Annotated in this window: 18 protein-coding genes, 1 tRNA gene and 1 pseudogene; 3 read left to right on the top strand and 17 right to left on the bottom strand. The window is 59.0% G+C overall.

Features of this window, described 5'->3' with window-relative positions; all coding sequences use genetic code 11:
• Positions 1-103 precede the first annotated feature (103 nt).
• Positions 104-1,138, bottom strand: coding sequence for a dipeptidase (locus tag PQQ95_RS31625; protein WP_408444942.1), 1,035 nt, complete (start codon positions 1,136-1,138; stop codon positions 104-106).
• Between the two features lie 210 nt (positions 1,139-1,348).
• Here PQQ95_RS31625 and PQQ95_RS31620 point away from each other — a divergent pair, with 210 nt between their 5' ends.
• Positions 1,349-2,287 (top strand): LysR family transcriptional regulator, encoded by a 939-nt coding sequence (locus tag PQQ95_RS31620; protein ID WP_408444940.1) that lies wholly within the window; start codon positions 1,349-1,351, stop codon positions 2,285-2,287.
• A 145-nt stretch (positions 2,288-2,432) separates the two neighbouring features.
• On the opposite strand, the gene PQQ95_RS31615 is transcribed toward PQQ95_RS31620, so the two are convergent.
• The 10 genes from PQQ95_RS31615 to PQQ95_RS31570 form a co-directional block, all read right to left on the bottom strand.
• On the bottom strand, positions 2,433-3,062 hold the full coding sequence (locus PQQ95_RS31615) for an alpha/beta fold hydrolase (RefSeq protein WP_408445064.1): 630 nt from the start codon (positions 3,060-3,062) through the stop codon (positions 2,433-2,435).
• A 479-nt stretch (positions 3,063-3,541) separates the two neighbouring features.
• Positions 3,542-4,078, bottom strand: coding sequence for a flavin reductase (locus PQQ95_RS31610; protein ID WP_408444937.1), 537 nt, complete (start codon positions 4,076-4,078; stop codon positions 3,542-3,544).
• A gap of 688 nt (positions 4,079-4,766) precedes the next feature.
• Entirely contained in the window at positions 4,767-6,089 is a 1,323-nt protein-coding gene (locus PQQ95_RS31605) for an MFS transporter (protein ID WP_408444935.1), read from the bottom strand.
• An 89-nt stretch (positions 6,090-6,178) separates the two neighbouring features.
• A complete protein-coding gene (locus PQQ95_RS31600) occupies positions 6,179-6,937 on the bottom strand; it encodes an SDR family NAD(P)-dependent oxidoreductase (RefSeq protein WP_408444933.1) in 759 nt (252 codons plus the stop codon).
• A 92-nt stretch (positions 6,938-7,029) separates the two neighbouring features.
• Positions 7,030-7,593 (bottom strand): nuclear transport factor 2 family protein, encoded by a 564-nt coding sequence (locus PQQ95_RS31595; protein ID WP_408444930.1) that lies wholly within the window; start codon positions 7,591-7,593, stop codon positions 7,030-7,032.
• A 66-nt stretch (positions 7,594-7,659) separates the two neighbouring features.
• A complete protein-coding gene (locus PQQ95_RS31590; protein ID WP_408445062.1) occupies positions 7,660-9,048 on the bottom strand; it encodes an NtaA/DmoA family FMN-dependent monooxygenase in 1,389 nt (462 codons plus the stop codon).
• A gap of 264 nt (positions 9,049-9,312) precedes the next feature.
• A complete protein-coding gene (locus tag PQQ95_RS31585; protein WP_408444928.1) occupies positions 9,313-10,179 on the bottom strand; it encodes a VOC family protein in 867 nt (288 codons plus the stop codon).
• Positions 10,180-10,237: 58 nt separating this feature from the next.
• Positions 10,238-10,873: a VOC family protein gene (locus tag PQQ95_RS31580; RefSeq protein WP_408444926.1), complete on the bottom strand. Its 636-nt coding sequence runs from the start codon at positions 10,871-10,873 to the stop codon at positions 10,238-10,240.
• 55 nt (positions 10,874-10,928) lie between these two features.
• Positions 10,929-12,104 carry an acyl-CoA dehydrogenase family protein gene (locus PQQ95_RS31575; RefSeq protein ID WP_408445060.1) on the bottom strand — a complete coding sequence of 392 codons (1,176 nt, stop codon included), beginning with the start codon at positions 12,102-12,104 and terminating at the stop codon, positions 10,929-10,931.
• A gap of 95 nt (positions 12,105-12,199) precedes the next feature.
• Positions 12,200-13,636 (bottom strand): MFS transporter, encoded by a 1,437-nt coding sequence (locus PQQ95_RS31570; RefSeq protein WP_408444924.1) that lies wholly within the window; start codon positions 13,634-13,636, stop codon positions 12,200-12,202.
• A 411-nt stretch (positions 13,637-14,047) separates the two neighbouring features.
• Here PQQ95_RS31570 and PQQ95_RS31565 point away from each other — a divergent pair, with 411 nt between their 5' ends.
• Positions 14,048-15,307, top strand: coding sequence for a porin (locus tag PQQ95_RS31565; RefSeq protein WP_408444921.1), 1,260 nt, complete (start codon positions 14,048-14,050; stop codon positions 15,305-15,307).
• Positions 15,308-15,754: 447 nt separating this feature from the next.
• Here PQQ95_RS31565 and PQQ95_RS31560 read toward each other — a convergent pair whose 3' ends face one another.
• Positions 15,755-16,675: a LysR family transcriptional regulator gene (locus tag PQQ95_RS31560; protein WP_408444919.1), complete on the bottom strand. Its 921-nt coding sequence runs from the start codon at positions 16,673-16,675 to the stop codon at positions 15,755-15,757.
• A 392-nt stretch (positions 16,676-17,067) separates the two neighbouring features.
• On the opposite strand from PQQ95_RS31560, the gene PQQ95_RS31555 reads away from it, so the two are divergent.
• A complete protein-coding gene (locus tag PQQ95_RS31555) occupies positions 17,068-17,982 on the top strand; it encodes a LysR family transcriptional regulator (protein WP_408444916.1) in 915 nt (304 codons plus the stop codon).
• Positions 17,983-18,358: 376 nt separating this feature from the next.
• Here PQQ95_RS31555 and PQQ95_RS31550 read toward each other — a convergent pair.
• The 5 genes and pseudogenes from PQQ95_RS31550 to fdhE all read right to left on the bottom strand — a co-directional run bounded on the left by PQQ95_RS31550 (position 18,359) and on the right by fdhE (position 24,281).
• Positions 18,359-19,587, bottom strand: a pseudogene (locus PQQ95_RS31550) (tyrosine-type recombinase/integrase).
• A 168-nt stretch (positions 19,588-19,755) separates the two neighbouring features.
• A tRNA-Sec gene (locus tag PQQ95_RS31545) sits at positions 19,756-19,848 on the bottom strand.
• Between the two features lie 66 nt (positions 19,849-19,914).
• The gene (gene selB / locus PQQ95_RS31540) at positions 19,915-21,828 is read right to left on the bottom strand and encodes a selenocysteine-specific translation elongation factor (protein ID WP_408444913.1); all 1,914 of its coding nucleotides are present in this window, start codon (positions 21,826-21,828) and stop codon (positions 19,915-19,917) included.
• A complete protein-coding gene (selA, locus tag PQQ95_RS31535; protein ID WP_408444911.1) occupies positions 21,825-23,255 on the bottom strand; it encodes an L-seryl-tRNA(Sec) selenium transferase in 1,431 nt (476 codons plus the stop codon). The genes selB and selA overlap by 4 nt, the downstream gene beginning before the upstream one ends.
• Before the next feature lie 27 nt (positions 23,256-23,282).
• The gene (gene fdhE, locus PQQ95_RS31530; RefSeq protein ID WP_408444908.1) at positions 23,283-24,281 is read right to left on the bottom strand and encodes a formate dehydrogenase accessory protein FdhE; all 999 of its coding nucleotides are present in this window, start codon (positions 24,279-24,281) and stop codon (positions 23,283-23,285) included.
• Positions 24,282-24,383 lie beyond the last annotated feature (102 nt).

The raw sequence follows: 24,383 nt of genomic DNA, 5'->3' as shown, positions 1-24,383 counted from the left end.
GCCTGCATGCGTGCGACGCGCTCCCGGAGGTCGGGATGCAATCGGTCGCTGAGTAATGTGCTGTCTGACATGCTCATGTCCTTTCGCGATGCCATACAGGCAGTTATTGCAGAACCGTTTCCAGCACACGCTGAACATTTCCACCCATGATCTTTGCTGTGTCGCCCGCGCCATAGATATCCGCCAACTGCGCGCCGAGGCGACCAGCCGTGAGCACGTCGGGACCCAGTTGGTCTTCCATCCGGTAGATGCGGTACTCGCTGCCAAACTTGCGCTCGGTTTTGCCGGCGACAGAATCATAGCCCGGTAGATACGGCTGGATGCGATGCACGTCCTTGCGTGAACGATGCCAGTCGTCCTGCGCGCAAATACCGACGTGGTCAATTCCCACGAGCCGCACCATGTAATCAACATGCTTGAGCAGCAATTCAATGTCGCCGGCAACGCGCGCGTCCGGGCAGATCACACCGCCCTTTTTTGCTGCGGCGACGAGCAGTTCGTCGGGTGCCGCGCGCAGGACGGCGTTATTCTTCACACCAGCCCATTCGATCTTTGGTCCACGTGCCATCAACTCACGGGCAAGCGAATGGGAAAAGATGACGGGATGCTCGGACGCTTCCACTGCATCGAGCGCAGTCTTGTCTCCTGAGTGCGAAAGGTCGATGATCACGCCCCGGCGATTCATGGTCCGGACGGCCAGACTACCGATGTGACTCAAACCCGTATCGACAGGTGCAGAAAAGCCGCAGCCGTAATAGCTGTTGTCGCGAAACCCCAGGGAGCAGCAGCGCAACCCCATATCAATGAACGCTTCGAGAAAATTCAGGCTATCGCTCAAGCCTTTCGGATTCTGGAAGCCCAGCACTACACCGACATGCCCCGATTGAAGACTGTGCAGATCTTCGCGTCGCGTGATGATGGAAGCATTCGGATAATTTTCGATGACGCGCTTTACCGTCTGGAGGTTTTCCATACACTCAAGCGTGTCGTCCCACGTATCGTTGGCCGTGCAACCGATGACCCCGACGCCGAGTTCGACGCATTTGTCGAGCAATTCAGGTGTGAGGTCTTCGAACCATGATGCCGCGACAGGGTTCACGGTTAGAGTTTGCGGGAGGACGACGGGATTGGTGTTCATTAGCATGTCTCCGTATTAGCGTGATTAAAGGTTATCTCGCGCCGACGGCACCTACCAGACAGAGCCTGCTAATAGAGATAAATAAAATCTTTCACCTGTTCGTTTCGTAACTACCCGTCGTTAGGGTAAATACCCCCGCAAACTTCGCGTCTACTATGGACGGTGGCAAACGACGGTGATAAAAAGAATCTCTCTTCTTTCCGCACTGCAATGAAAATTCATCAGTTGAATGCGCTGATTGCTCTGGTCGACGAGGGGAGTATTCGTGGTGCTGCGCGAGTATTGGGTCTGACCCAACCGGCGCTAGGCGCGCGAATCGCTGAACTCGAGCAGGACCTGGGTGCGACGCTAGTCAATCGTACGGCGCGTGGTACGACCTTGACGGCTGCCGGACGCGCGCTGCTGGTCCATGCCCGCACCATCACCAATCATATTCGCCGCGCCGAGGCCGAGATGGCGCAAATCAATAGCCGCGCGGTCGCTTCCATTGCGATCGGCGCGTCGCCCCTTGCCGCCACCGAACTCGTCGGACCGATTTTCACCTCGTTGCAGAGCAACGTAATCGGGGTGCATCTGAGCGTGACGGAGGGGCAGTTCCACGACCTTGCTTCTTATCTTCGGGAGGGGGGCCTTGAATTTATCCTCGCGCAGATTCCACCTGGCGGAAAGGACACGCGGGCATTTCACTTCGAGGAGTTGATCGCCTATCCGCTTCGCGTGGTGGGTCGGAAAAATCATCCATTAGCTGACTGCCGACATCTTACTGATCTCACTGGATCTGCATGGATCGTAGGCGCGGCCACCAGCAAAAATCGCTCAACGGTCGAGGAGCTCTTTCTTGAGCACAGTTTGCCGCCACCACGAATTGATATGCATTGCGATGCGATCACCTGCGTGCAGGCGAGCATCGCGGAAAGCAATCTGCTCGGCCTGCTGGTTCCTCCGCTCTATGAACATCTGCCAGACCGGATTGCCGCGCTGCCGATCGAGGACCGGATTCGCCCACTCAGACTCGGGCTCATCACACTGGCGGGTGTCCCACTTTCGCCGGAAGCACAAATTCTGACCGAATTGATTCGGGAGCGCAGCAGGAAGCTGGCGAATGTTTCGGCGGCAAAGCGGCGCAGGGGAACACCCGGTACACCATAGGCCAAAATCGTCGTTACTTCGGTATCTGCGGCACTTCCGCGGAACGCGGTCCTCAGCAGGCAGCGTTTCGCGAATCGCATTCGTCAAGAAAACGCTTGCCTCAGCTTCGATCTCGGCGCAGTGTGCGTCGAACGCAGCAACCAGATCATGGGTTCGCTGATTTCTCAAAGAGAATCACAGATGTGCCGGTACGGAGAAACAAACGTATCGGCATATGCTGCAGGCTATCCGCATTCTCCACCACTGGTTCAAAGACTCGTCTGCTCGTGTGGTACACGCGCATGCCCCACATGGACACGTGGAATTCGTGGTCCTGAAGAAGAAGAGATTTGGTCGTGCGGTCAAGCAGGTCGGGACGTCGAAGACCGAAATCGCCTGTAAACCAACGGGCGTTGGAAAGTTCAGCGATGCGGTCCATACCTGACGTTCTTGCGACGTTTGCGCGTTCCCGCAATGTCGCTCGCACTTCGTCGGAGAATGTGCAAAGAGTAGCGACCAACGTCAATGACTTCACAAGGGCGGGCCTGCGAAGTGCAAACGCCTGTCCAATCATGCCCCCTACTGACACGCCGACCAGATGGGCCGGTTTCCCTCCGATTCTTCCAAGCACGCTCTCGAGAACGCCGGCAAGCAGATCGAAAGTCGGCGGCTGACTCAGTGCTCCCGACCTCCCGTGATTGGGTAAGTCAAACGCGACTACATCGTGGTCTCGGGAAAAGGCGGCAATTTGATCACCCCAGTACGTGAGGTCCAATCCAACCGGGTGAAGGAGGATGATCGGCTCTTTCCCGTGAGACCGCTACGAACCATGTTGATGTGCAGAATGAAGTTAGCTTCGAAAATCGCCATCTGGATTCCTTTCGTTCATACGGCCCAGGCATCAATGACTGCGTCGCAAGGCCGGATCTGAGCAATTGCTAAGGAATTTCGATTCACTGCGTATCGTACTAAAGGGAGGGTCAAGTAGTATTGCCAACCAGACCGGACGCGAACGGGGATCAGTGTGAGGTAAGGTCCCGACTCGCGCCTTATCCCGGGCCAGCCTGAAAACCGTGGCCTTCAGGCTAGCAACGAAAGGACTGCGTGGACAGCGCAGCAGAACTATTCTGATTTTAAAGAGATTGAGGGGGCTATAAGGAAAAACATCCGTATAGCTACATGGCATCCACCATACGCATCCTTCGTCTCAAAGTTCAAGACAAACGCGCAGGGCTGCCACAGGATCTTGCGCGAAGACAGCAGGAGCCCGAGTCACTACAGCTCCCCTTCACGACAAATAGCGTGATATCGCCTCTCGAAATAGATCAGCGCTGATTTAGCCTCTCCAATGGTAATCGCTTGAACTTCACAGAGTGCGATGTCATGCGTGCCGCAAGCCGTCATCGAACTAATGCGGCAATCGAAGGAGACCAGTGCATCGGGCAGCCGAGGGCACCCGGTTTCCGATGCGGCCCAAGCGACCGTGTCAAAACGCTGATCAACGGGAGTACCGCCGCCGAAGATCCGACACAGCTCAGCATGTTCCCCGCCTAGCACATTGACGCATAGGGTACGGTTGCCATGTACCGCCGCGTATGCGGATGAACCACGATTGAGACAGACCAGTAACGTCGGCGGAGTATCCGTGACGCTGCAAACGGCTGTCGCCGCAAACCCCGCACGTCCGGCCGAACCGTCCGTGGTCACAATGTTCGTCCCCGCACCCAGACGCGCCATTGCATTTCGATAATCACGACGATACTGCTCACTGTTGTCAATTACCTCGACATTGAGCGATTGACTGGTCTCCATTGATCTATTCCTTATGAAGTCGACATGCAGAGGCTCTGCGGCCGGAACCGCTGTTGGATGTTTATGGCTTTGTTTTTCATCGGACTCAGTTCGCGCGTGACTTATGCCGTTTCATGAAATTGTCCTAGCTCGGTTAAGTACCGAGATTCAAGATGAATACTCGAATCAAGCTCGCTAACGGATAGAGTCCAAGTATCGTTTGGACTCTTTTCAAGACGACGCAGACAACATAGCGTGAGTGATTCGCGCGACACAATTCGAACAAAAATATGAGCGTCATAGCTCGCATCGATAACGCGCCTCCCATGCGGCGGTCGGGAGCAAAGTTAACTGCAACCCTTGTCATCAGCCGGTCAGCAAACCCACCACGCAATCTATGCCGTTTCTTGGTCTGTGCCCCTCGGAGCCGACTTTACGGAGCTCATGCTGGGTTACGGTACCGATAGCGTCGCCACGTCGGCGCTAAGCAAGGCATACCGCGGCAGCGAATTCGACTAGACGCGCGTTCTTGTTGACGACGCCCGACTGGTCTTCACCGAATTGGGCGATCCCGGCGCCCGCCAACGACCGTGGAGTACATCCCGAACGTGGTCAACATGCTACTAGCGAACCGCACCGATCTGCTCTCAAAAACCTCAACTATCTTGGCCGACCACGCATCGGTGATCGGCGCCAGCGCGGCCGAGTTTCAGCGCGCGAGCGGATCGGGGTTCACCCGCATGCGCGCGTCGCCGATCCCGACGAACGGCAAGCAAAGCAACAGCAGCACATTCAGGCCGAGCGTCGCGCTAATCACATACAAGCCGGACGCATGTGCATTGAAGTAGTGTTCGGCCCAGACGCGCAGATTCGGGGCGACGAACGCACCGATCGAGCCAGCCGAAGTGATGATCCCGAGGCCAGCGGCTGCATCGCGTCCGCAGAGGAATGACGCCGGCAGCGCAAAGTAAACGGGCTGCGCCGCGACAATTCCCGCTGTCGCGATACACAGCCCGATGAAGCCGCCGACCGGGCCGAACGCCCCGCCGGCCAGCAAAATCCCGAACACTCCGAGAGCGATACAGGCGGCGGACGTATAGCGCCGTTCACCCGTTCGATCAGACCAGCGTGGAATCGTCGCGGTGAGTGCGAACGCGCAGATCCACGGCACCGCGCTGGCCAAGCCGGAGACAAAGCCCATGTTCCGATGCATAAGTTGCGCAATCTGCGACGGCAGAAAAAACGTCACTCCATAGAGACCAATCCCACTGATGAAAAAGATCAGCGAGCAGTACAACACTTTCGCGTTCAGCAGCAATTGCCATGCGCTGCTCTCCGGCACCTGTTGGTACGCACGAATCTCCCGCGCGAGTTCCTCTTCGAGCGCCAGCCGCTGCATCGGGGTTAGCCATTTTGCATCGGCCGGCCGATCGATTAGATACCAGAGCCCGGCCAGGCCGACGATGCTTGTGAACAGCCCTTCGATCAAAAACATGTATTGCCAACCATGCAGCCCACCAAGGCCATCGAGATCGAGCAGCGCACCGCAAACCGGGCCACCGATCACGAACGCCAGCGACAACCCGTAATATAGTCGGCCGACCGCCTGCGCCCGCACCCGCTCAGGAAACCAGTATGTAAAGTAATACAGCACACCGGGGAAGAAGCCTGCCTCAGCGATCCCGAGCAGCGAACGCATCACGTAGAAGAGCGGCGTACTGGTGACGAACATCGTCGCCGCGCACGCGAGACCCCATGTGATCATGATCCGTGCGAGCCAGACCCGCGCGCCGACCCGATGCATTACGATATTGCTCGGCGTCTCGAACAGCGCATAGCCGACGAAGAACAGTCCAAGCCCGAACGCGAACGCCGCGTCACTCATCCCGGTCGCCTGCTGCAAACCCGCCTTCGCGAAGCTGACATTGACACGGTCAAGAAACGACAGGATGAACATCAGCGTGATGAACGGCACGATCCGGCGCAGCGCGCGTGATGTGGCGTACTGTAGGTCTTGCTGATCAGGCTGCACTTACCCTCTCCTTTCAATGCGTTGTGATTGATCTACCTTGTGCGCGATATGCCGGTCCCAGCCACGTCCCGGTGATACGCGAGCCTCGTTCAGAGCGAAAAACGCCGCATCCCACCATCGACCGGAACCACGGTACCAGTCACATAAGAAGCGAGCGGCGACGCCAGGAACGTCGCGACCACCGCGAGTTCCTCCGGCTCGCCAAATCGCCCGATCGGAATGTTGGCGGCAATGAACGCCTGACGTTCCTGCTCGTTCAGATGTACCCGCTCGCGGACCTGCTCGCTCCAGATCCGGCCCGGCGCGATTGTGTTGACCGTCACGCCGTCTTTTGCGACTGCACTGGCAAGACCCTTGGCCCAGGCGTGCATCGCGGCCTTTGCGACGCCCGCTGCGTTGAGGCTGCGCGGCTCACCTGAGCTGCTGATGCTGATCACCCGTCCCCAGCGGCGCGCCTGCATCCCCGGCAACAACAACTTTGTGAGCCGCCGGGCGGCCGTGAAGTTCAGCGCGAACGAGTCGTCCCAGATTTCGTCGTCGGCATCGAGATCGATTGGCCGCGAAGCGCCCGCGCAATTAATCACGATGTCGACCCGCCCTAGCGCTTCGGTTGCTGCTGACGCCACCAGCGGATGACTGGCGCGCTCGGAGATATCGGCCGGAATCACCGCGACTTGCTGCGCTCCGGCCGCCTTCAGATCGGCCGCGAACTCGCGCAATGACGCCTCGCGGCGCGCGGTGAGCGCGAGATGCACTCCCTCAGCCGCCAGACAACAAGCAATTTCTCTCCCAATCCCGGCGCTAGCACCGGTCACCAGTGCAGTCTTTCCCGCCAAATTCAATTGCATCGTACTGTCCCTCTCCGTTTACACCGTCTCTAACGATAAGCTATCCTTATCGTTGAATTTTAAATACGGGAAAATTAGCGGACCACCCCGGCTCATGCGTCCAGCTTGCGCGCGCGAAACACCATGTCGTCTTGTGATCGCCTCGCGGTTTCCCAGTCAGCACCGAGGTTCAATTCCGCCAATTGTTCGTCGGCCCACTCGAACACGACTACGCGGTGCTGGATCTTCCATTGTCCGTCGCGTTGTTCAAAGCGGTCGACGTACCGCACGCCGAACGTGTATCGGTGGTACACCGGCTTGTGCGTCGAGAAATGCAAGATGCCGACTCGGCCATGCTGGACCAGAATCGCGGCAGTCTCGACGAATGCCTTGCCGTCGACGAATTCGATCAGCGAGCTACCACCCATGTGCAGACTCTGATCGACGGCCTTGGACGGATCGACCGCTTGGTGCCGAGCCTTCACCCATTCGATCAGTCCTAGGACATCGCCCTTATAGCCACCGTGATCGTCATAGGCGTCGTCGTGATACGCGGACTTCATCAGCTCGAAATCGAGCCGGTCGGCGCCCCGAAAATAGCGCAGTATCGCTTGCCGAATCTGATATTCGGCCTCAAGTTCAGCCAGGAAGTCATTGGCATCTTTGATCAAACCCATTACCCTCTCCATGATTGTGTGGTCGTTTGCGCGCCACGTCGGGCGCATTTCGCTCGCGTGGTTCGCTCAACCAGCGGGATCTGTGGCCGCATCAGTTGCGCGGGGCGTGCTAAAAAATCCACGATAATGGGCGGCGGGATGTGAATCCGGCAAACGGCTGCGGCCGAAGAGCTTCTCGCGCAGCGTGCCTCGCCGATACTCGCGTTTCGCTAATCCGCGCTTCTGCAGCTCGGGCAGCAGATATGCGTTGAATTCCTCATAAGTTCCCGGCAGCAACCAGTTGATTAGATTGACTCCATCGACGCCGGCCTGCTGCCACTGTGCGAGCTGCGTAGCGATTGTCTCCGGCGTTCCGACGAGTCGGGGATGCCTACGTGCGACCAGCAGCGCGAGATCGCCGATGGTCGGCTCGCGCTCCGGCTGCATCTTGCGCAGCCATTCAATATGGCTTTGCGCCCCGTTGGTTCGGATATCGGCCAGCAACGTGTCGGCCGGATACGGTTCGCCTGTATCTTGGGAGACGCCAAGATTCGACGCGGCAAGGAAGCCGTCGACGCTGATATAACTTTCAAGTTCCGCCTCCTTGCGTCGCGCTTCTTCTTCCGTACTGCCTATCACGAACGCGAAGCTCTGCAGAAACTTGACGTCGGCATCGCTGCGCCCGTTCGCGCGGATCATCGCGCGGGTGCGCGAAGTCAGGTCGATCGCAGCCTGCAAATGCGGCGCCGAGATGAACTGCGCTTCCGCATGGCGCGCGGCGAATTGCGCGCCCGCCGACGACGAGCCGGCCTGAAACAGCAACGGTGTGCGCTGCGGCGACGGTGCCGACAGATGTGGTCCCTCGACACGATAACGCTTGCCGATGTGATGGATCTTGTGGATTCCACGGTGATCCGAGAAGATGCCTCGGACCTTGTCCTTCAAAAGCGCCGCATCGTCCCACGAGCCCTCCCAAAGCTTGTAAACGACGTCGGCATACTCCTCGGCCCAGACATAACGCTCGTCATGCTCGGTCAACCTGTCGAGGCCGAAGTTACGCGCTGCATTCTCCTGTGTCGACGTGACGATGTTCCACGCGAGCCGCCCGCTGCTAATGTGATCGAGCGTCGACGCGCGCCGCGCGAATTCGAACGGATGGACCTGCAACACTGAACTGGTCAACGCGAGGCCGAGATGCTCGGTATGCGTGGCCAGCGCAGCCAGCACAATCGACGGATCGTTGATCGGGATCTGCAGTCCTTCGCGCGCGTTGATTGCGTAGTCGCCATCCACCGGTCCATACAGGCCAACAACATCAGCAAAGAAAATCGCATCGAACAGTCCCGCTTCAAGCGTCTTCGCCATATCGATCCATAAACGGATGTCGTCGAACTCATGCTGTCGCGCCTGCGGGTGACGCCACAACCCGTGTTGGATATGCGAGCCGGTGTTCATCACGAAGGCATTAAAAATCATTTCTGCCACAATTCATTCCTCCTGGTCTTCACGGACGGGATCACAGTCGAGCCGGCAGCATGCGCGACGAGACGTCTTTGGAACGGTCAGATTCGCCATAATGCGGACTGCACGTTTGGTGCGCGAATTCACATGGGTTGAGTGCGTGAACCACCAAGGCGCTCGGCGAAACAATTCCAGCGGCCGAACGCGTCGTTTTCTGGGAAACTCATGGCTTTCCTATGCGGTGTCGCGGCCTTGCCAGGCACGGATGAAAATCTTTCTTCAGTCGTCCGAATCGGTGAAGATAAGCGCGACACCTAACGCGTTGCGCGCATCGACAAGGACCGAACCGTCTTTTAGCGTGCGAAAGGGAATCTGGTTGTGAGAGAGCACCTCGCGCGTCATCAGTATCGAAGCAGTCAGCAGACGCAGCCCCACCATTTGGTCCGCAGCGGGATCTGACCATTCCGCCACGGGTGGAGCAACTTCGAGGCACAAGGTCGCTTGCTCTGGCGACATGAAAAAAACGCGTGCACCGCCGGCCTCGACATGAACTGTCCCGTCGCCGACGTCTTTCGCGATCGTGCCACCGGTGGCCTCCGCATAGGCCGCAGCAGTGTCCTCGGCGTGCGGCGTGCGGACGAACACATCCATGACGTCGGTCACACCATTCGGATGCTGGCGCCATTCGTCGCGCCAGACCAGGTCGGGGGTGTAGTGATGGCAGTAGAAAATGCTTCCGTCCGTCACCCAGTCACCCCGCACCTTGAGGATGCGAAAGCGCGCAGTGCCTATACCCTCGGAATGAGCAACCTGTCGGCTAAAATCTGCCGGCGGCTCCGCCAGTAACCCCCTCGCGACAAGCTGCGCTTCGACAGCCGCCGGATCGTTAGGCTTCAGCGCGAGGGCTCTCAGCCCGGCCGGCGTGTCGACCAGATCTGTCGGCGGCTCGGCGTCGGGTCCCACATACCCGAGCAGTTCCAGATAGTTGCTCTGAAAGACGGCCAGATGGTTACTGGTGCCGATCGAGTGATGACCGCGGTGAGTGAGATGAAAGCCGAGCCGGCGATAGAGTTGTTGCGCCTCGTCAAGCCGAGTGCGGACGTTGATAACGACATGATCGAGCGCGGCAGCAGCAGAAGTGCTCATCGGTGCAAGTGAAGAGTTGGCAGCGTTGGAGGGTTCGTCATGAGGGGAGCAGTCAAACTCACTTCGACGTCATGCACACTTCGCCATTCGGCGTATCCAGCACAGCGACGAAGCCGGGAGCCACCGCCCCGTGCACGTCCACGTCGATGCACATCTTCTGATAGATTCTCGCCAGTCCGGCTGGTTTCGGATGCAGGACGGCAAAACGCTTCAGGGTGCAACCGCCTGGCGTGGTTGCCGCCGGATGGGGCGATCCTTGCCAGTCGATAGCGAACGGAATGGCGGCGCCATAGTCGGGGTGACTGAACTTGGCAATCGTCCAGGCAAGCCGTACGCCGTCCGGTCGCGTGCGTGACATCGGAAGTTTCTCTGTCACGATGAGTCCGCACGCTTCGGCGGCTACGCACGCTGCGTCGAGATTAGTGGTCTGCACCATATAGCTCAGAATCGCAGGACGACTGAGTGCGCCGATGGACACAGCCAGACCACTTCGGGATTCCGTTTGAGCGGGGTCCGGCGCAACAATTTCGAAGAAGCTTATTTCGTCAAGACTGGACAACCGGTTGCGCGTCCCGAAACCTGCGTGACTTCCGCCGGTGACGGGTGTCACACCAGTGAGCGCCTGAAATAACGCACTGCCCTCATCAAGGTCCGGCGCGCCCCAGGCGATGTGATCCAGCAGCATGGTATTCATTCCTTCGTTCCTTGGGTGTTTGTATCTCGTTCTGGCCGAGCGGCGTGAGTCGGCGTCACAGGAAAAGCTCGTCTGGATCTCCGTTGAGCATCACCTGTCCGACTGCTTCGAAATGTGCCTGGCGCGCCTGCAGTTGTTGAGACAGTGTGTGGATGTCACGAAAGCGACGCTCGAATGACGTGCCTTTGAAAATAGCCGTTGTTCCCGCGGAACGGTAAGCATAGTTGGCAACATCGACCGCCGTGTTGATTGCGTGCGTGGAAGCGAGACGTACACGAAGACGGTCTTCGAGACCAATCGGCAGGATATCGTCCGCGTTCGACCAAACCTGTTTCAGGATCTCGATCAACCAAGTACGCGCCGAAGCAAAATTAGCTTCCTGCCGTGCGAAATCTCCGTGTACGACCGGGTTGTCCGCGAGGCGCTTTAGTCCCCGGGGTGCCTTGTGAAGGGTGAGTTCGGCGAACGCATCCAGCATTGCGCGGGCAATGCCCAATGCAACTGCCGCCACCCCAACCGCGTGCAGTCCTTGGGTGGTGAACGCAAAAAGACGTCCTCGTTCACGCCGCAATGACGGATCTTCGCCGAACGTGCCGCTGTGGGATTCAGGAACGAACAAGTCCGTGACACGGTAACCTTCCGACGCCGTGCCGCGCATGCCGAGCGTGCACCAGTCCTGGACCGACTCCGTATGAGTCTTGCGGAACAGCAACGAGCGGACCGTTGGACGACCGAAGCGATTTATGCGCAACGACCCGTCTGGCTCAACGACTTGACAGTGCGCGGCAAGCCAGTCAGCCTGCCGGATGCCGCTGCAGAAATGCGCTTCACCGCTCACGCGATAGCCGCCCGCCACCGCCATTGCCTTGAACTGATGAGGCGGCCCGGACGCAATGATCGAGCACGGGTCGGTAAAAATCACGCTCGCCGTCTCCAGCGGGATGTACGGCACGATCAGCGCATGGCTGTTAGCGACATACATATTCCAGCCGACCGCACCATCGTGGCGGCTCAATTCCTCGATCACTTCAACATACGCCCACGGCGCGATTTCCTCTCCGCCGATCGAGCGGGGAAGCAGAACGCGCGCGACACCGGACTCGTGGATCTGCTCGAGCAGTGACGTTGGGAAATCTTGAATCCGTTCAATTTCATCTGCGGCTGCATCGATTGCGGGCCCTAAACTCCGCGCCCGAACCAGGGCATCCCGTTCAAAGGTCTTTGGCATCACGGCTTCCAAGCTGCTTTCTCCTGTCAACGTAGGTCACGGGACTGCACGGAATCGCGAGCATGCGCTATGCGCTTGTTCCGGTAGCCCGCCTAGGGTTAGGCCGCGTCGGCCTTGCTTGTCGTAGCGACGTCGATGCACCCGCTGCCCTTTGCAGTAGGGGCAACTGTAGTGGCGCACCCGGACGCGGCTTGCCGCGCCGCGTCCGGCTCGACGTGCACTTCGTCCAATCCTGTTTCGGCTTCTTCCTCGTGGGGCAACGTCAAGGCAAGCAATGCTGCAAGCACAACCAGTGCGGCAATCGCAAGCAGAGCGATCGTGAAGCTACCGGTCGAGTTTTTGATGTTGCCCATCAGATAGGGGCCGACAAAACCGCCAAGGTTACCGAGCGCGCTGATGATTGCGAAACCGCCCGCGGCCGCAGAGCCGGATAGAAACGCCGCGGGCAGTGTCCAGAACACTGGCAACGCAGCGCAGACGCCGAAACTGGTCAGCGAAAGCGCAATCATCTTGGCGACGGGGTCATCTATGGCCGTCGATGCGGCGAGCGCGACGCCGGAAATCAGGATCCCGAGCCCGACGTGTTCCTTCCGTTCGCGAAGACGGTCAGAGCGCCGTCCCCACCAGACCGACCCGACCGTGCCGAGCAAATATGGAATCGCCGTGACGAAGCCCACTGCCGTCAGTGAGAGATTGAAGTTGCGCACGATTTGCGGCAGGAAGATTGCCATCCCCGAAATCGCCGCGGCCATGCCGAAGCAGACGCAGGACAGCAGCAACACGCGGGTATGTCCAAGCGCCTGCCAGACGCTAAATTTTCGGATTGCCTCGCGGCGGCGGCGTTCCGCATCCATCCGCCTCACCAGCCACTCGCGTTCGGGAATCGAAAGCCAACCCGCATCGGACGGCCGGTCGGTAAGGTAGAGCAGCACAACGGCCGACAGCATCAGTGTGGGAACCGCTTCGATGATGAACAGCCATTGCCAGTTCTGAAGCCCCGCGACGCCGCTCATATGCTTCATTAACAGGCCGGATAGTGGTGCACCAATCACCGACGAGAACGGCACCGCAGCCATGAAATAGCCGATGATGCGCGCCCGGTAGACCGACGGAAACCACAGCATGAGGTAGTAGAGTATGCCGGGAAAGAAACCCGCTTCGGCGGCGCCCAGCGCCATCCGTAGTGCGTAGAACACCGTAGTGGTGGACAAGCCGGTCTCTGCGGCGATCGTCGGAATGGCCGCCATCAGCCCGGACAGCACGCCCCACGTCAACATGATGCGTGCGATCCATTTGCGCGCGCCAACCCGTTCCAGCAGCAGATTCGACGGTACTTCGAACACGAAGTACGTCAGAAAGAAGGCGCCTGCGCCGAAGCCGAATGCCGCGGAATCAAGTCCGAGCGCCTTATTCATCGTCAGTGCCGCAAACCCTACGTTGACTCTATCGATATAGGCAAAGAAATAACAGACGATCAGAAACGGCACGAGCCTGAACATCGCTTTCCTTATCGCAGTCTCTTGCACCCAGTTCATTCAGCTACTCCGGTTAAACCGCATCGTTAGTCCGCACATCCTGTTGTGAGATTTGCCTGATTCAGCAGGCCAGCATCCGGCGCATTTACTTTTCTCGCGTTGCTAAAAGATAGTCCGGCTGAGGACTGCAGCGCCATACGGACGAAAATATGGAGGCCATAACCTCAATCGATGATTGCGGCTGTCTGAAGCTTAAGACGCAACCGTCTTCCTCCGCGGGACCGCGCGTAGCGGCTCGGCGCCTCATCGCTCGCGTTTATGACGCTCATATTTTTAACTGGATGGCGACGTGGGCACGACCCACTTATCTTGTCCCTGCAGCCCTGCAGGAAAACGTCGCAAAGTTGCGTATTCATTTGCCGGAGAGCCGCACTCCGGTGCTTGTCCCCGTCTGTTGAAATCGCAAAACCGATGTGGGATCGACGATGGCCCCTAAACGATTCGCCAACCATTACGATGAACATTACAATGAAAAAGAAAGCCTTTACCCTGTTCTTGCTGGCAGGTATCGCCACAAGCGCACACGCACAATCCAGCATTACGCTGTACGGCATCATTGATGCGGATCTGAACTACATCAACAACGTTGGCGTTGCCCAATCAGCGGGGAGTACCGGACACCCGGCGACCTACCGGAACCGGGCGCTCGTCAGCCAGAGTGGTAACGGCTACCAGGCGAACCGTTGGGGCTTTAGGGGCAGCGAAGACCTCGGCGATGGCAATGCGGCGTTTTTTCAGCTTGAGAACGGCTTCAGCATCAACACCGGTGCGTTCGCGTCGAGCGGCGTCGAGTTCAATCGCCAGGCATTCGTGGGTCTTTCAAACAAGCGTTACGGCGCTCTCTCGTTCGGTCGCCAATATGATGCGATGTTTGACCTGGTGGTGCCATACGGCCCCTGTTTTTTCTTCGGCAGTTACGTATCAGACTACGCCGGTGACATCAACGAGTATGACGGCTATGCCCGCGTGAACAATGCTGTTAAGTACCGCTCGCCGACGATCGACGGAGTCACCGGTGAACTGCTCTACGGGTTTGGCGGCGTCGCAGGCTCGCTCAATCAGGACAGCACGATCAGTGCGGCTCTTCAGTATGACAACGGCACGTTCGGCATTGGCGTCGGCTATCTGCGCTCCGACAACAGCGGCTCGACCGCGAACACATGGAACGGCTCGACGGTCGGCAATTTTATCAGCTCGGTCACATACGGATTTGCGGGCGCGAGGCGCGTGCAACTGATCGACGTAGCGGGGAAATATCAGCTTGGTGCACTGTCGCTCGGGCTGAACTATGGCTACGTCAACTACACGCCGTCGGCAGTATCGCTGTTTCGGCGGGTGTTGACGTACAACTCCGCCGGTCTTAGCGCCTTTTATCAGACGACTGCCGCACTCGGGTTTGGCTTCGGCTACAACTACACGCGCGGCACCTCAGTAGACGGCGCAGCGTCCCGCCCGCACTACCAACAGTTGACGCTCAGCAGCAATTATCTGTTGTCTAAACGCACCATGCTGTATGTGGCGGCCGCCTATCAGCACTCCGGCGGCAAGACGCTTGATGCGTACGGTAATGTCGTGACAGCGACCGCTTCCGTCGGCGATTCCGCCGACGGCTTCTCGTCCGGCTCGACCTCGCAGGTACTCGCGCGGGTGGGTATCCGTCACCTTTTCTGACAGCGACCTCATCAAGGTGGCGCATGACGAGCACCACCCGTTCATCCGATCCAGAGGCCCCCCCCGCGCCGAAAGGTGCCGCACGGACTACTGCAACGCGACGGCGCACCTCCGCAGGAGCTATCATCGACACGACTGGCGGCCTGCCTGGCAGCGACGTCCCCTGTTTGTCGGTAAATGTCGTTGTGAGCGGGAATCGCGCACCGTGCGTCAAGATGCTCGATGGCCATGCAGTGCCGGTCCACTGGGTAATCGAGCGTAGCTTCGTTCCGTTGAACCGTCTTTCCCGAACGCTTGCACAAGATTGCCAAGGTCCTCCCGATAAGCTCGCCGGAGTTCGCGTTACCATGCTTATCAATGAAACAACTTCATCAGCTCCCTGTATTCGCGATCGTCGCGCATGCCTCAACCAGGATGTCCGCCCGGACTCGCGGTACCCGCCAGCAATTAACGTAGCTCCATCGGGCGGTAATGATCGACCAAAAAGTCCCGAAACCATCTGTGTCCTTCATCGTCATGCGTCCGCGCATGCCAGTAGAGCGAAATTGGGACCGGTGTAATGTCCAGAGGGGGTTCGTGGACTTTCAACGGCAAGATCCTTTCGCCGAAGCGCGCTAGCCGCTCGGGGACAGTAGCGATGAGATCAGAATTTGCGACAACCGAGAGCAGTGGGACAAAGCTGGACTGCCTCAGGACAACGTTTCTCTTTAAGCCTTTCTCCTGCAGCGCCTCTTCTATTGGACTTGAGTAGATATCCTTATCGAATGGAAATACCTGCGCGTGCGGCAACGCCACATACTCGTCCAAGGAGGGGCCGTCGGACCCCACACCGCTGTGTCCATCTCGCGAGATACACACGTATCGCTCTGTCAGCAGCAATCGCGTAAATAAGCTGGGGGCAGCGCTAGGGATGCAGCCGATGGCGAAGTCAATTTCGCCATCGCCCATCAGCGCGTCGAATTTTTGCAGTGGAGGGCGCGAGACGATCGTCGTGTGCGGGGCAAAGCGTGCCAGAGGTGTGACGACCTCCGGCAAGAGAATCTGCTCGACGAAATCCGTGCCGATGATCGTGAAAACACGGCGACTTTCCTTCGGATCGAAATCGGCCGGGGTCGACAGAAGATTGTTTATCTGGAGGAGCGCTCGGTCCAGATTTTCGAGGACCTTCTCCGCCCGTTGAGTCAGACTTAAACTCGCCCCGTTCCGGACAAGTAGAGGATCCTTGAATACTTCCCGCATTCTCGCCAGCGATGCGCTCATTGCAGGCTGCGTGATCCCCAATTTCTCGGCTGCCCGCGTGACGTGCCGCTCCGTCAGCACTTCACGCAGGGCCACAAGCCGATTCAGGTCAATTTGGCGCAGATTCATTCAGCGAGCGTAGCATGGTGGAAAAAACGGGTTTCTATTAAATTCAGCTTTACAAATCATAAGGGAAGAACTCATAGCGACCGGATGGTTTCAAGCACCTTGCCGCCACGTCGCGGCCACCGCTGGCCAGCCGTGGTTCCATTGATAGCCTACGGTCAATCCACCGGACGGCGGATTGAATCTCGTGTTCGACAGGCGAGCGGAGAGAGCATCAATATGATGAATGCGTGGATCACCAATGGGGCTTCGCTACCGGATGCTGCGAGGCTACGCCTTGGCGAAGCGTGCTACCACGTCGTTCAGAAGTCGCATCTGCTGTTCATCAGAAGGCTTTCGTCGTCACGCCCCAGAGTGATTAGTTTCGGCCAAAGTGAGTGTGTTAATCTAACCAGATGAAATTGCGCAATGTCGACCTAAATCTTCTGGTGACGCTACGCGAACTCCTCGTGGAGAGGCACGTCACGCGAACCGCCGATAAGCTTGGCATTACACAACCAGCGATGAGCGCGGCATTGGCGCGTATGCGTCTTCTGTTCGACGACCCACTTCTTGTGCGGACCTCGAGAGGCATGATCCTGACGCAAAAAGCCGAGCAACTGCTTGGTCAGTTGGATCGCGCGCTACTTGATATCGAGAACATGTTGGAGTCCCCGCTCGACTTTGACCCTGCGACCAGTCGCCGAACCTTCACCGTCATCGGCACCGATTTTGTCGAGCAGTTTCTGCTACCTGCGCTGGTAGTCGAACTGGCCAGGAAAGCGCCTGCAGTTAATATTGTTTTCAAATCCCCCGTCTCCCGGATGGAAGCCCTAATGAGCGACGGAGATATTGATCTGGCGATTGGCTTCATTCCGAGCGCCGCGCAACAGCTACGCACGCGCGTCATGATTGAGGATCGCTATGTCTGTATCGCCCGCGAAAATCATCCGTCTATTCGGTCAGATTCCATTTCCTTGGATCTCTACGCGGAACTCCGCCACGTCCAAGTTTTTCCTTTCGATGCGAATATGTATTCGACACCGATCGATATGGCGTTACACGAGCGTGGTCTAGTCCGTCATGTCGAATTGAGGCAACCGAGCTTTGTGCCGTTACTATCGGTAGTCGCCTTCACCGATCTCATTGCGACGGTACCAGCTCGCCTGGCGAGCTTCGGAGCGAGGACGCTACCAATCAAGGTCTATGAGCCCCCGTTGCAGTTGCCAAAGATCGTGCTTTCGCTATATTGGCACATGCGCAGTCACGCGGATGAGGGGCACCGATGGTTGCGAAACTTCCTAGTGGATCTCTCTCAGTCTCTGCCGTAGTCCTTACTCGCCACTTGAAAAATCCCATTGAGGACGTGAGGGCGCCGTCGGGGTCGTAGTGAATTTGCTTCAATTTGCTTGCATTCTAAAGGGCAGAGGCTATCAGCGTGTTGCAAGCCGTAGCGGCGGTCGGTCATCGGCTAGCGGATTCGTGCAAAACTCTCCGCCAAAATGGCGATGTCATCTATGCCCTGTTAAATTCATCGATCGCATGCAACTCCCACTCGATCATCTCTTCGGGAAATCATCGGTCGCACTTCATAGCGACTTCTTGTTCTGGCTCAATCGCGTGGAAGACTGGTTCTCACGCATCCAGCGCAACTGATCGCGAACGGCACCCACAGCGGTGAAGGTTTGGCGGATTTGCGAATGATGTTTAGGCAGACACTGGTTCCCTGACCGTCTCAACGTTCTCACGCGGGCTTCCGCAATAAAGTCCCCAATCTGCCATCATCCCGCGCCGACGTTCGAGCTGGTCGCGACGCCGGTAGGCTGCCACTGTCTGCGATACGATGACGTGTGCCAAGGCTTCCTCTGTGAGCGAATCGGGATAGTCCGTACATTCGGCAACCCAGTCGCGGAACGTCAAGCGGAAACCGTGTACGGTGATTCCATGTCGCGACATACGTCTCAGAAGCGTCAGCATCGCCATGTTCGACAACGGACGCCCTTCCTTGCAGCCCGGGAACAGATAGCCGTATTTTGCCTTGGGCAATGCGCTACGCACGAGTTCGACCGCACGGTCACAAAGCGGTACACGAAGCGGTCGGCCGCTCTTGGTACGATTGCCAGGAATTGACCATGTGCGGGCGGCGAGGTCAAACTCCTCGGGCCGCGCAAAACGCACCTCGTTCGTGAGGATGAGCAGATGCAACACACGTGCAGCACGCCGCGGACGTTGCTCAAGCTCGCGGATAAACGCAGGCAAGTCCTCCCATGGCAGTGCAGGGTGATGGTTCACCTGTGAGCGTTTCTTCGACCGCGGCAACACAAGTTGCAGATGGTCAACGTATCGTGCCGGGTTGCTACCGATGCGATGACCCAACACCGTCTCTGCATCGAGGATCGCCTTGATGCGGCCCCGTACGCGGCTCGCGGTTTCCGCCTTTTCGTCCAGATAGGCTGAAGAATCCGCACGATCATCGCGGTGTCGATGTCGCGTACCCGGACTTCACCGATCACTGGATACGCGTAGGTCTTGAGCGTGTTACCCCACTGCTGGACATGCTTGCGATTGCGCCATTGAGGCTCATGCGCACGGATAAACGCTTCAGTTGCTTCACGAAACGTCACGTCGGCATCCGGCGACATGTCGAGCAGTTGCCTTCGCTGCTGCTCACGCCGCGCAAGGATGGGATCGATCAGGTCCCTGACCATGTCACGGTACCCGCCAGCCAGCTTCCGCGCCTCGCCCAGAGGGACCCGTGAGAGCGGACCAAGACCCATCTCCCGCACGCGACCGTTCAGTTTGAATCGGAACACCCATGAACGCGCACCACTGTCCGCGATCTGCATGTAGAGGCCACCGCCATCCGCGTAATGCCCCGGCGTCACCTCTTTCGCGACCCGCAGTGCGCTGAGTCGATGCAACTGTCGTCCAGCCATGTTGCCCTCCCTACCCACAAACCCACATCGCTACCCATACTTCGTGAGGAAATTGTGCGGGACGTCAACGGTAGCCGCAAGCACGTCGTTACCCATAAACCGCTTTAAAATCAGCGACCTGGAGGACGTCAGCGGAAGAAGTCGGAATGGCCCGGAAGGCCTATAGGGCGGAAGGCAGCCGGAGTCGAACCGACCTAAGGACGTCTGACGCCCTCAACTGGATTTGAAATCCAGCCGCACCACCGGATACGAATGCCTTCCTACGGTGATTGAACTACCTGAACTACTTGAACCACCTAAACCACGCACTACAACTCAACCACTAAATCAAAGCAGATCAAGCCAACGACTATCCGTGCGCATCAAATGCAAGCCACGGTGAAAGCGAGTATATCCAACCCGGTCGAAGAATTCCAAAAGCTGAATCGCGCGCTTCCGCCCAAGACCCGTGACATCGCGAAACGGCGCGGCCGCTACCATACCGGCATTCTTTTGCGCTTCGGAGCCCGCAATCAAAGCCAGCTCACGAATCACCTCATGGTGATAGAAAAGATCACGCACAACCTGAAAAAGCTCGCCCTGCCGCGCAAGTTTGCGCAGTAACTGCCGCACGCGGTCTTCAGATGTGCCATGTGCGTTTGCCAGATCACGCACCCAGGGCGGATCGAAACGCCCCTCTTTCAGCGCCGGCAGAAGTACCGCGGCGAGCGCGCGATCGGCATCGTCGAGCGTCACCGCGTGGTCCGGCAGATGCAACCACGGCCCGCGTCTGACGATCTCACCGCGCGCCGCCGCATCGTCGACCAGCACACGCCACAACGCATCGTCGACGAGAGGCGCCGCGATCCGCCGTAAGCGCGAAACATCCGGGCCCAGCTCATCCGGCGAGCGCTCGTGGTACTGCTTTAGCGTCGCAAGCAGCCGCGCATTCAAGGCACGCCATGACGCATCTGCAATCAATAACGCATCGTTACCCGGAAGCTCCACAACGCGCGTGTTAGACGGCAGCGCTAACATGGCCGCCGGCATGCCCGCCAGTCGTTCCAGCAACGAGCGAGACAATCCATGCGGAGCCGTTGCGAGCAGCGAATCCAGCGCGCCGGTGTCGAGCATGACCTGAATCGCATCGAGCCAGGCCAGCCGCTCAGCCGAGCGACGCTTGCGCGAAGGCGCGAACGGATCGAGCACATGACCGCCGCCAATCGTGCGATCAGCCTGCGCATTGCGTACCGCAAAACGATCGCCGGGAAGCGCGCATACCGGCCGTTCGAACACAAGCTGCGCGCGCGCCGACTGACCTGCGCCGAGCGTCTCACCATCGAGCAACGCGACGTGCGCCACCTGGTGCTGCGTGCCGAGATGCACATGAAGCGATGCCCAATGCTCCAGTGTCAACGGCGCATCGGCGAGCAGCGTCAGCATGACGTCGATGCGCTCCGACGCTTGCGATAGCCGTGGATCGACGATCCAGTCACCTCGATCGATTGCGCTCTTCTCGATGCCCGCCAGATTCAATGCGCAACGCTCGCCTGCCCTTCCCCTCTGCGCAGGACGATTCTGCGCATGAATGCTGCGCACGCGCACGGGCTGATTTTTCGGCGCAAGCAGCATCGTGTCACCAACAGCCACGCGCCCCGACACCACGGTCCCCGTCACGATCGTGCCTTGACCCGCGAGCGTGAAGACCCGGTCGATCGCGAGACGGAACAGGCCGTCGTCATGCTTCATGCGCCACGCTGCCGCCGCTGCGTGCAAATGCGCTTTCAACGCAGCCACACCAGGATCGCCGTCACACGTCGCGCAGGTGTCGAACACGGGCGCGTCCTGCAATACGCTGCCACTCAGAAACGCCGCGATCTCGTCATGCACGTCCCGCAGCCGTTCGACATCGACACGGTCTATCTTGGTCAACGCGATGGCGCCGCGCCTGATCCCGAGCAGTTCCACAATCGCCAGATGTTCGCGCGTTTGCGGCATCACGCCGTCGTCGGCGGCAATCACGAGCAGGGCGAAATCGATCCCGCTTGCTCCCGCGGTCATCGTATGGACGAGCTTTTCGTGGCCCGGCACATCGATCAGGCCAAGCACGTCGCCGTTTTCGAGCGGCACGTACGCATAGCCCAGTTCGATCGAAATGCCGCGCGCCTTTTCTTCCTTCAGACGATCGGTATCGACGCCCGAAAGCGCTCTCACCAGACTCGTTTTGCCGTGGTCGATATGCCCCGCCGTCCCTACGATCATGCCTGCAGGTCCTTCAGTTGCTCGATCAATTGCGCTTCATCGGCGGCTTCGAGACAGCGCAAATCGAGACGTAACGCATCGTCCGCGATACGGCCGATCACCGGCCGCGCCATCTCGCGCAAGCGCTTCTCGAGCGCAAGCAATTGACGGCCGCTGCGCTTGCCGCCGGCGATCCTGACGACGAGGCCGTAGCTCGGCAGCACGTCGACCGGCAATGCGCCGCTGCCGATCTGGCTGAACATCGGCTCGGTCACGACGACATGGCGCTCTCCGACCGCGCGCTGCAACGCCGGCTGTACGCGCTCCGCGGCAAGCCGGATGTCGTCGCTCGGGCGCGTGAGCAAACGCAGCGTGGTCAGCCGCTCAGCGAGTTTTTCCGGCATGCGATACATCTGCAGTACGGGCTCCAGTGCCGCGAGTGTCAATTTGCCGACGCGCAGCGCGCGCTTGAGCGGATGCTTCTTGATCTTGGCGATCAGGTCACGCCGCCCGACGATCAACCCCGCCTGCGGGCCGCCAAGCAGTTTATCGCCGCTGAACGTGACGAGATCGGCGCCGGCTTCGATGGTTTCGCGCACAGTCGTCTCACGCGGCAAGCCCCATTGCGCCAGATCGACCAGCGTGCCGCTGCCAAGATCCACCGCAACGGCGATACCGCGCACATGGGCAAGCGCCGCGACGGCGTCGACCCCAACCTCTTTGGTAAATCCGCTGATCGCGTAGTTGCTCGTGTGGACTTTCATGAGCAACGCGGTTTGCGGACCGATGGCTTCGTCGTAGTCTTTCAGATGCGTGCGATTGGTGGTGCCGACTTCGCGCAGCCTGGCGCCCGCGCGGCTCATGATGTCGGGAATGCGAAACGCGCCGCCGATTTCAACCAGCTCGCCACGCGACACGATCACTTCTTTCTTCGAGGCCAACGCGGACAATGTGAGCAACACCGCGGCGGCATTGTTGTTGACCACGGTCGCCGCTTCGGCGCCGGTCAATTCGCAGATGAGTTCGTCGATCAGATCGTCGCGGTCGCCGCGCTTGCCGGTGCCGAGATCGAACTCGAGGTTAGCCGGTTGCGTGAGCGCCTTCATGACGGCTTGCACCGCTTCGTCGGGCAGCAATGCGCGGCCGAGATTGGTATGCAGCACGGTGCCGGTCAGATTGAAGACGCTGCGCAAACGTGCGGCGTTGCGCCGGCGCAGCGCCGCTTCGACCGATACCTGCAGTTGTGCGATATCGAGCGCGTTCACCGACGCGTCGCCCGACTGCGCACTACTGCGCCAGGTGTCGAGCGCGTGACGCAGTGCGCTCAGCACCTGCGTACGGCCGAATTCTGTCAGCAACGCCGCAAACTCCGCCGACGCCATCACCTTTTCCACCGAGGGCACACGCGCCATCAACGCCCGCAATTCAGAGCCGGTTACATCGCTCACGAGGTCATCCTCTTTCTCAGTCGCGCTTCAGCCCGATACGCCGGAAGAGTCGTCAGCCGCGGGGCCGGCCTGTTCCGGCCAGAGCCACGGATGCGGCGACGCGCGCCGGTAACCTTCCGCTCCCATCAGCAGGTCCAATGTGAGACTGGCGAGATCGTCCGCAAACGGTTCGAAATCGTAGTCCTTCGACTGAATGCCGATTTTCCGGTAAGTATGGCATTCGTCGCACGATTCCGCCTTCAAGGCTGCGTTCCTGGAATCGGCTTCGCGGGTGGTCTCGTCGGCGTCCGGCGAGCCGACAGCGTGATAGGCAATGCCTTTGGTCGAGTCGCAGTTCGAACATTTCGTGCGGACCATGTGCCACTCCGTCGCACACAGACCGCATTGCAGATAGCGGTAATTGTCATACGCACCGCCCACCCGCACCACGCTCGCTACCGGATGCGAGCCGCATACCGGACACAGGCCGAGCGTCTCCAGGTACGGCACGTCGCGCTTGTCGATGTCGGCGGCGAGATCGGTCCACACCACTTGCAGCGCGGCCATGATGAACGGCGCGCTTGCCGGATCGATTTCCTCGAAGCGCTGCGCGAAGATTGCGTCGGCCTGGAGGTCGAGCGTGGCTTGATCGAGTGCTCGCAGTTTTTCAAAAAGCGCTTCGAGCGGCGGCGTGAGCGGGCCGGCGGCTTGCACCTTGTCGATCAACCGCAGCAAAACGTCATGCCATGCCGGATCGCGCGCGCCCGAGAGCGCCGGAATCAGCGGCATGGAATGCTGCTGCGCACTCGCGATCAACTCGGCGCTGGGCGGCTTCGCCTTGAAGCCGGTGATGACGGTTTGCTGCGCGTCCGCCAGCACGGCCATCAGACGCAAATAGCCGGCAATCGGATTGCTGAGCGCCGCCAGTTGACGCAACCGCGCGGCGCGCGCCGAAAAGACCGCCAGCCGCTCCGGCGTACGGATACGGGGAATCGCCGTGTGATCGAGCGACTCGATGTCGCCGGCCTCGAGAATGCGTTGAACCAAAGTATCGACCTCTGAAAACTGCGCTGAAAACGGAGAAGCCGCCGCCGTTCATCGAACAAGGGCGGCGGCTCGGAATGCGGCGCGCGGCAAGTTGTACCGCAT

Origin of the sequence: Paraburkholderia caffeinilytica, assembly GCF_046030355.1 — a bacterium.
In the GTDB taxonomy this organism is placed as follows: Bacteria; Pseudomonadota; Gammaproteobacteria; order Burkholderiales; family Burkholderiaceae; genus Paraburkholderia; species Paraburkholderia caffeinilytica_B.
This window is presented reverse-complemented; position numbering and strand designations above follow the sequence as displayed.

Bases quoted from the DNA above. Each gene is read 5' to 3' on its own strand.
- PQQ95_RS31590 (WP_408445062.1), bottom strand. From the start codon at position 9,048: ATGATTTTTAATGCCTTCGTGATGAACACCGGCTCGCATATCCAACAC.
- PQQ95_RS31610 (WP_408444937.1), bottom strand. From the start codon at position 4,078: ATGGAGACCAGTCAATCGCTCAATGTCGAGGTAATTGACAACAGTGAG.
- PQQ95_RS31555 (WP_408444916.1), top strand. From the start codon at position 17,068: ATGAAATTGCGCAATGTCGACCTAAATCTTCTGGTGACGCTACGCGAA.
- PQQ95_RS31620 (WP_408444940.1), top strand. From the start codon at position 1,349: ATGAAAATTCATCAGTTGAATGCGCTGATTGCTCTGGTCGACGAGGGG.
- PQQ95_RS31625 (WP_408444942.1), bottom strand. From the start codon at position 1,138: ATGAACACCAATCCCGTCGTCCTCCCGCAAACTCTAACCGTGAACCCT.
- PQQ95_RS31565 (WP_408444921.1), top strand. From the start codon at position 14,048: ATGTGGGATCGACGATGGCCCCTAAACGATTCGCCAACCATTACGATG.
- PQQ95_RS31585 (WP_408444928.1), bottom strand. From the start codon at position 10,179: ATGAGCACTTCTGCTGCTGCCGCGCTCGATCATGTCGTTATCAACGTC.
- PQQ95_RS31580 (WP_408444926.1), bottom strand. From the start codon at position 10,873: ATGAATACCATGCTGCTGGATCACATCGCCTGGGGCGCGCCGGACCTT.
- PQQ95_RS31600 (WP_408444933.1), bottom strand. From the start codon at position 6,937: ATGCAATTGAATTTGGCGGGAAAGACTGCACTGGTGACCGGTGCTAGC.
- selB (WP_408444913.1), bottom strand. From the start codon at position 21,828: ATGATCGTAGGGACGGCGGGGCATATCGACCACGGCAAAACGAGTCTG.
- PQQ95_RS31560 (WP_408444919.1), bottom strand. From the start codon at position 16,675: ATGAATCTGCGCCAAATTGACCTGAATCGGCTTGTGGCCCTGCGTGAA.
- PQQ95_RS31595 (WP_408444930.1), bottom strand. From the start codon at position 7,593: ATGGGTTTGATCAAAGATGCCAATGACTTCCTGGCTGAACTTGAGGCC.
- PQQ95_RS31570 (WP_408444924.1), bottom strand. From the start codon at position 13,636: ATGAACTGGGTGCAAGAGACTGCGATAAGGAAAGCGATGTTCAGGCTC.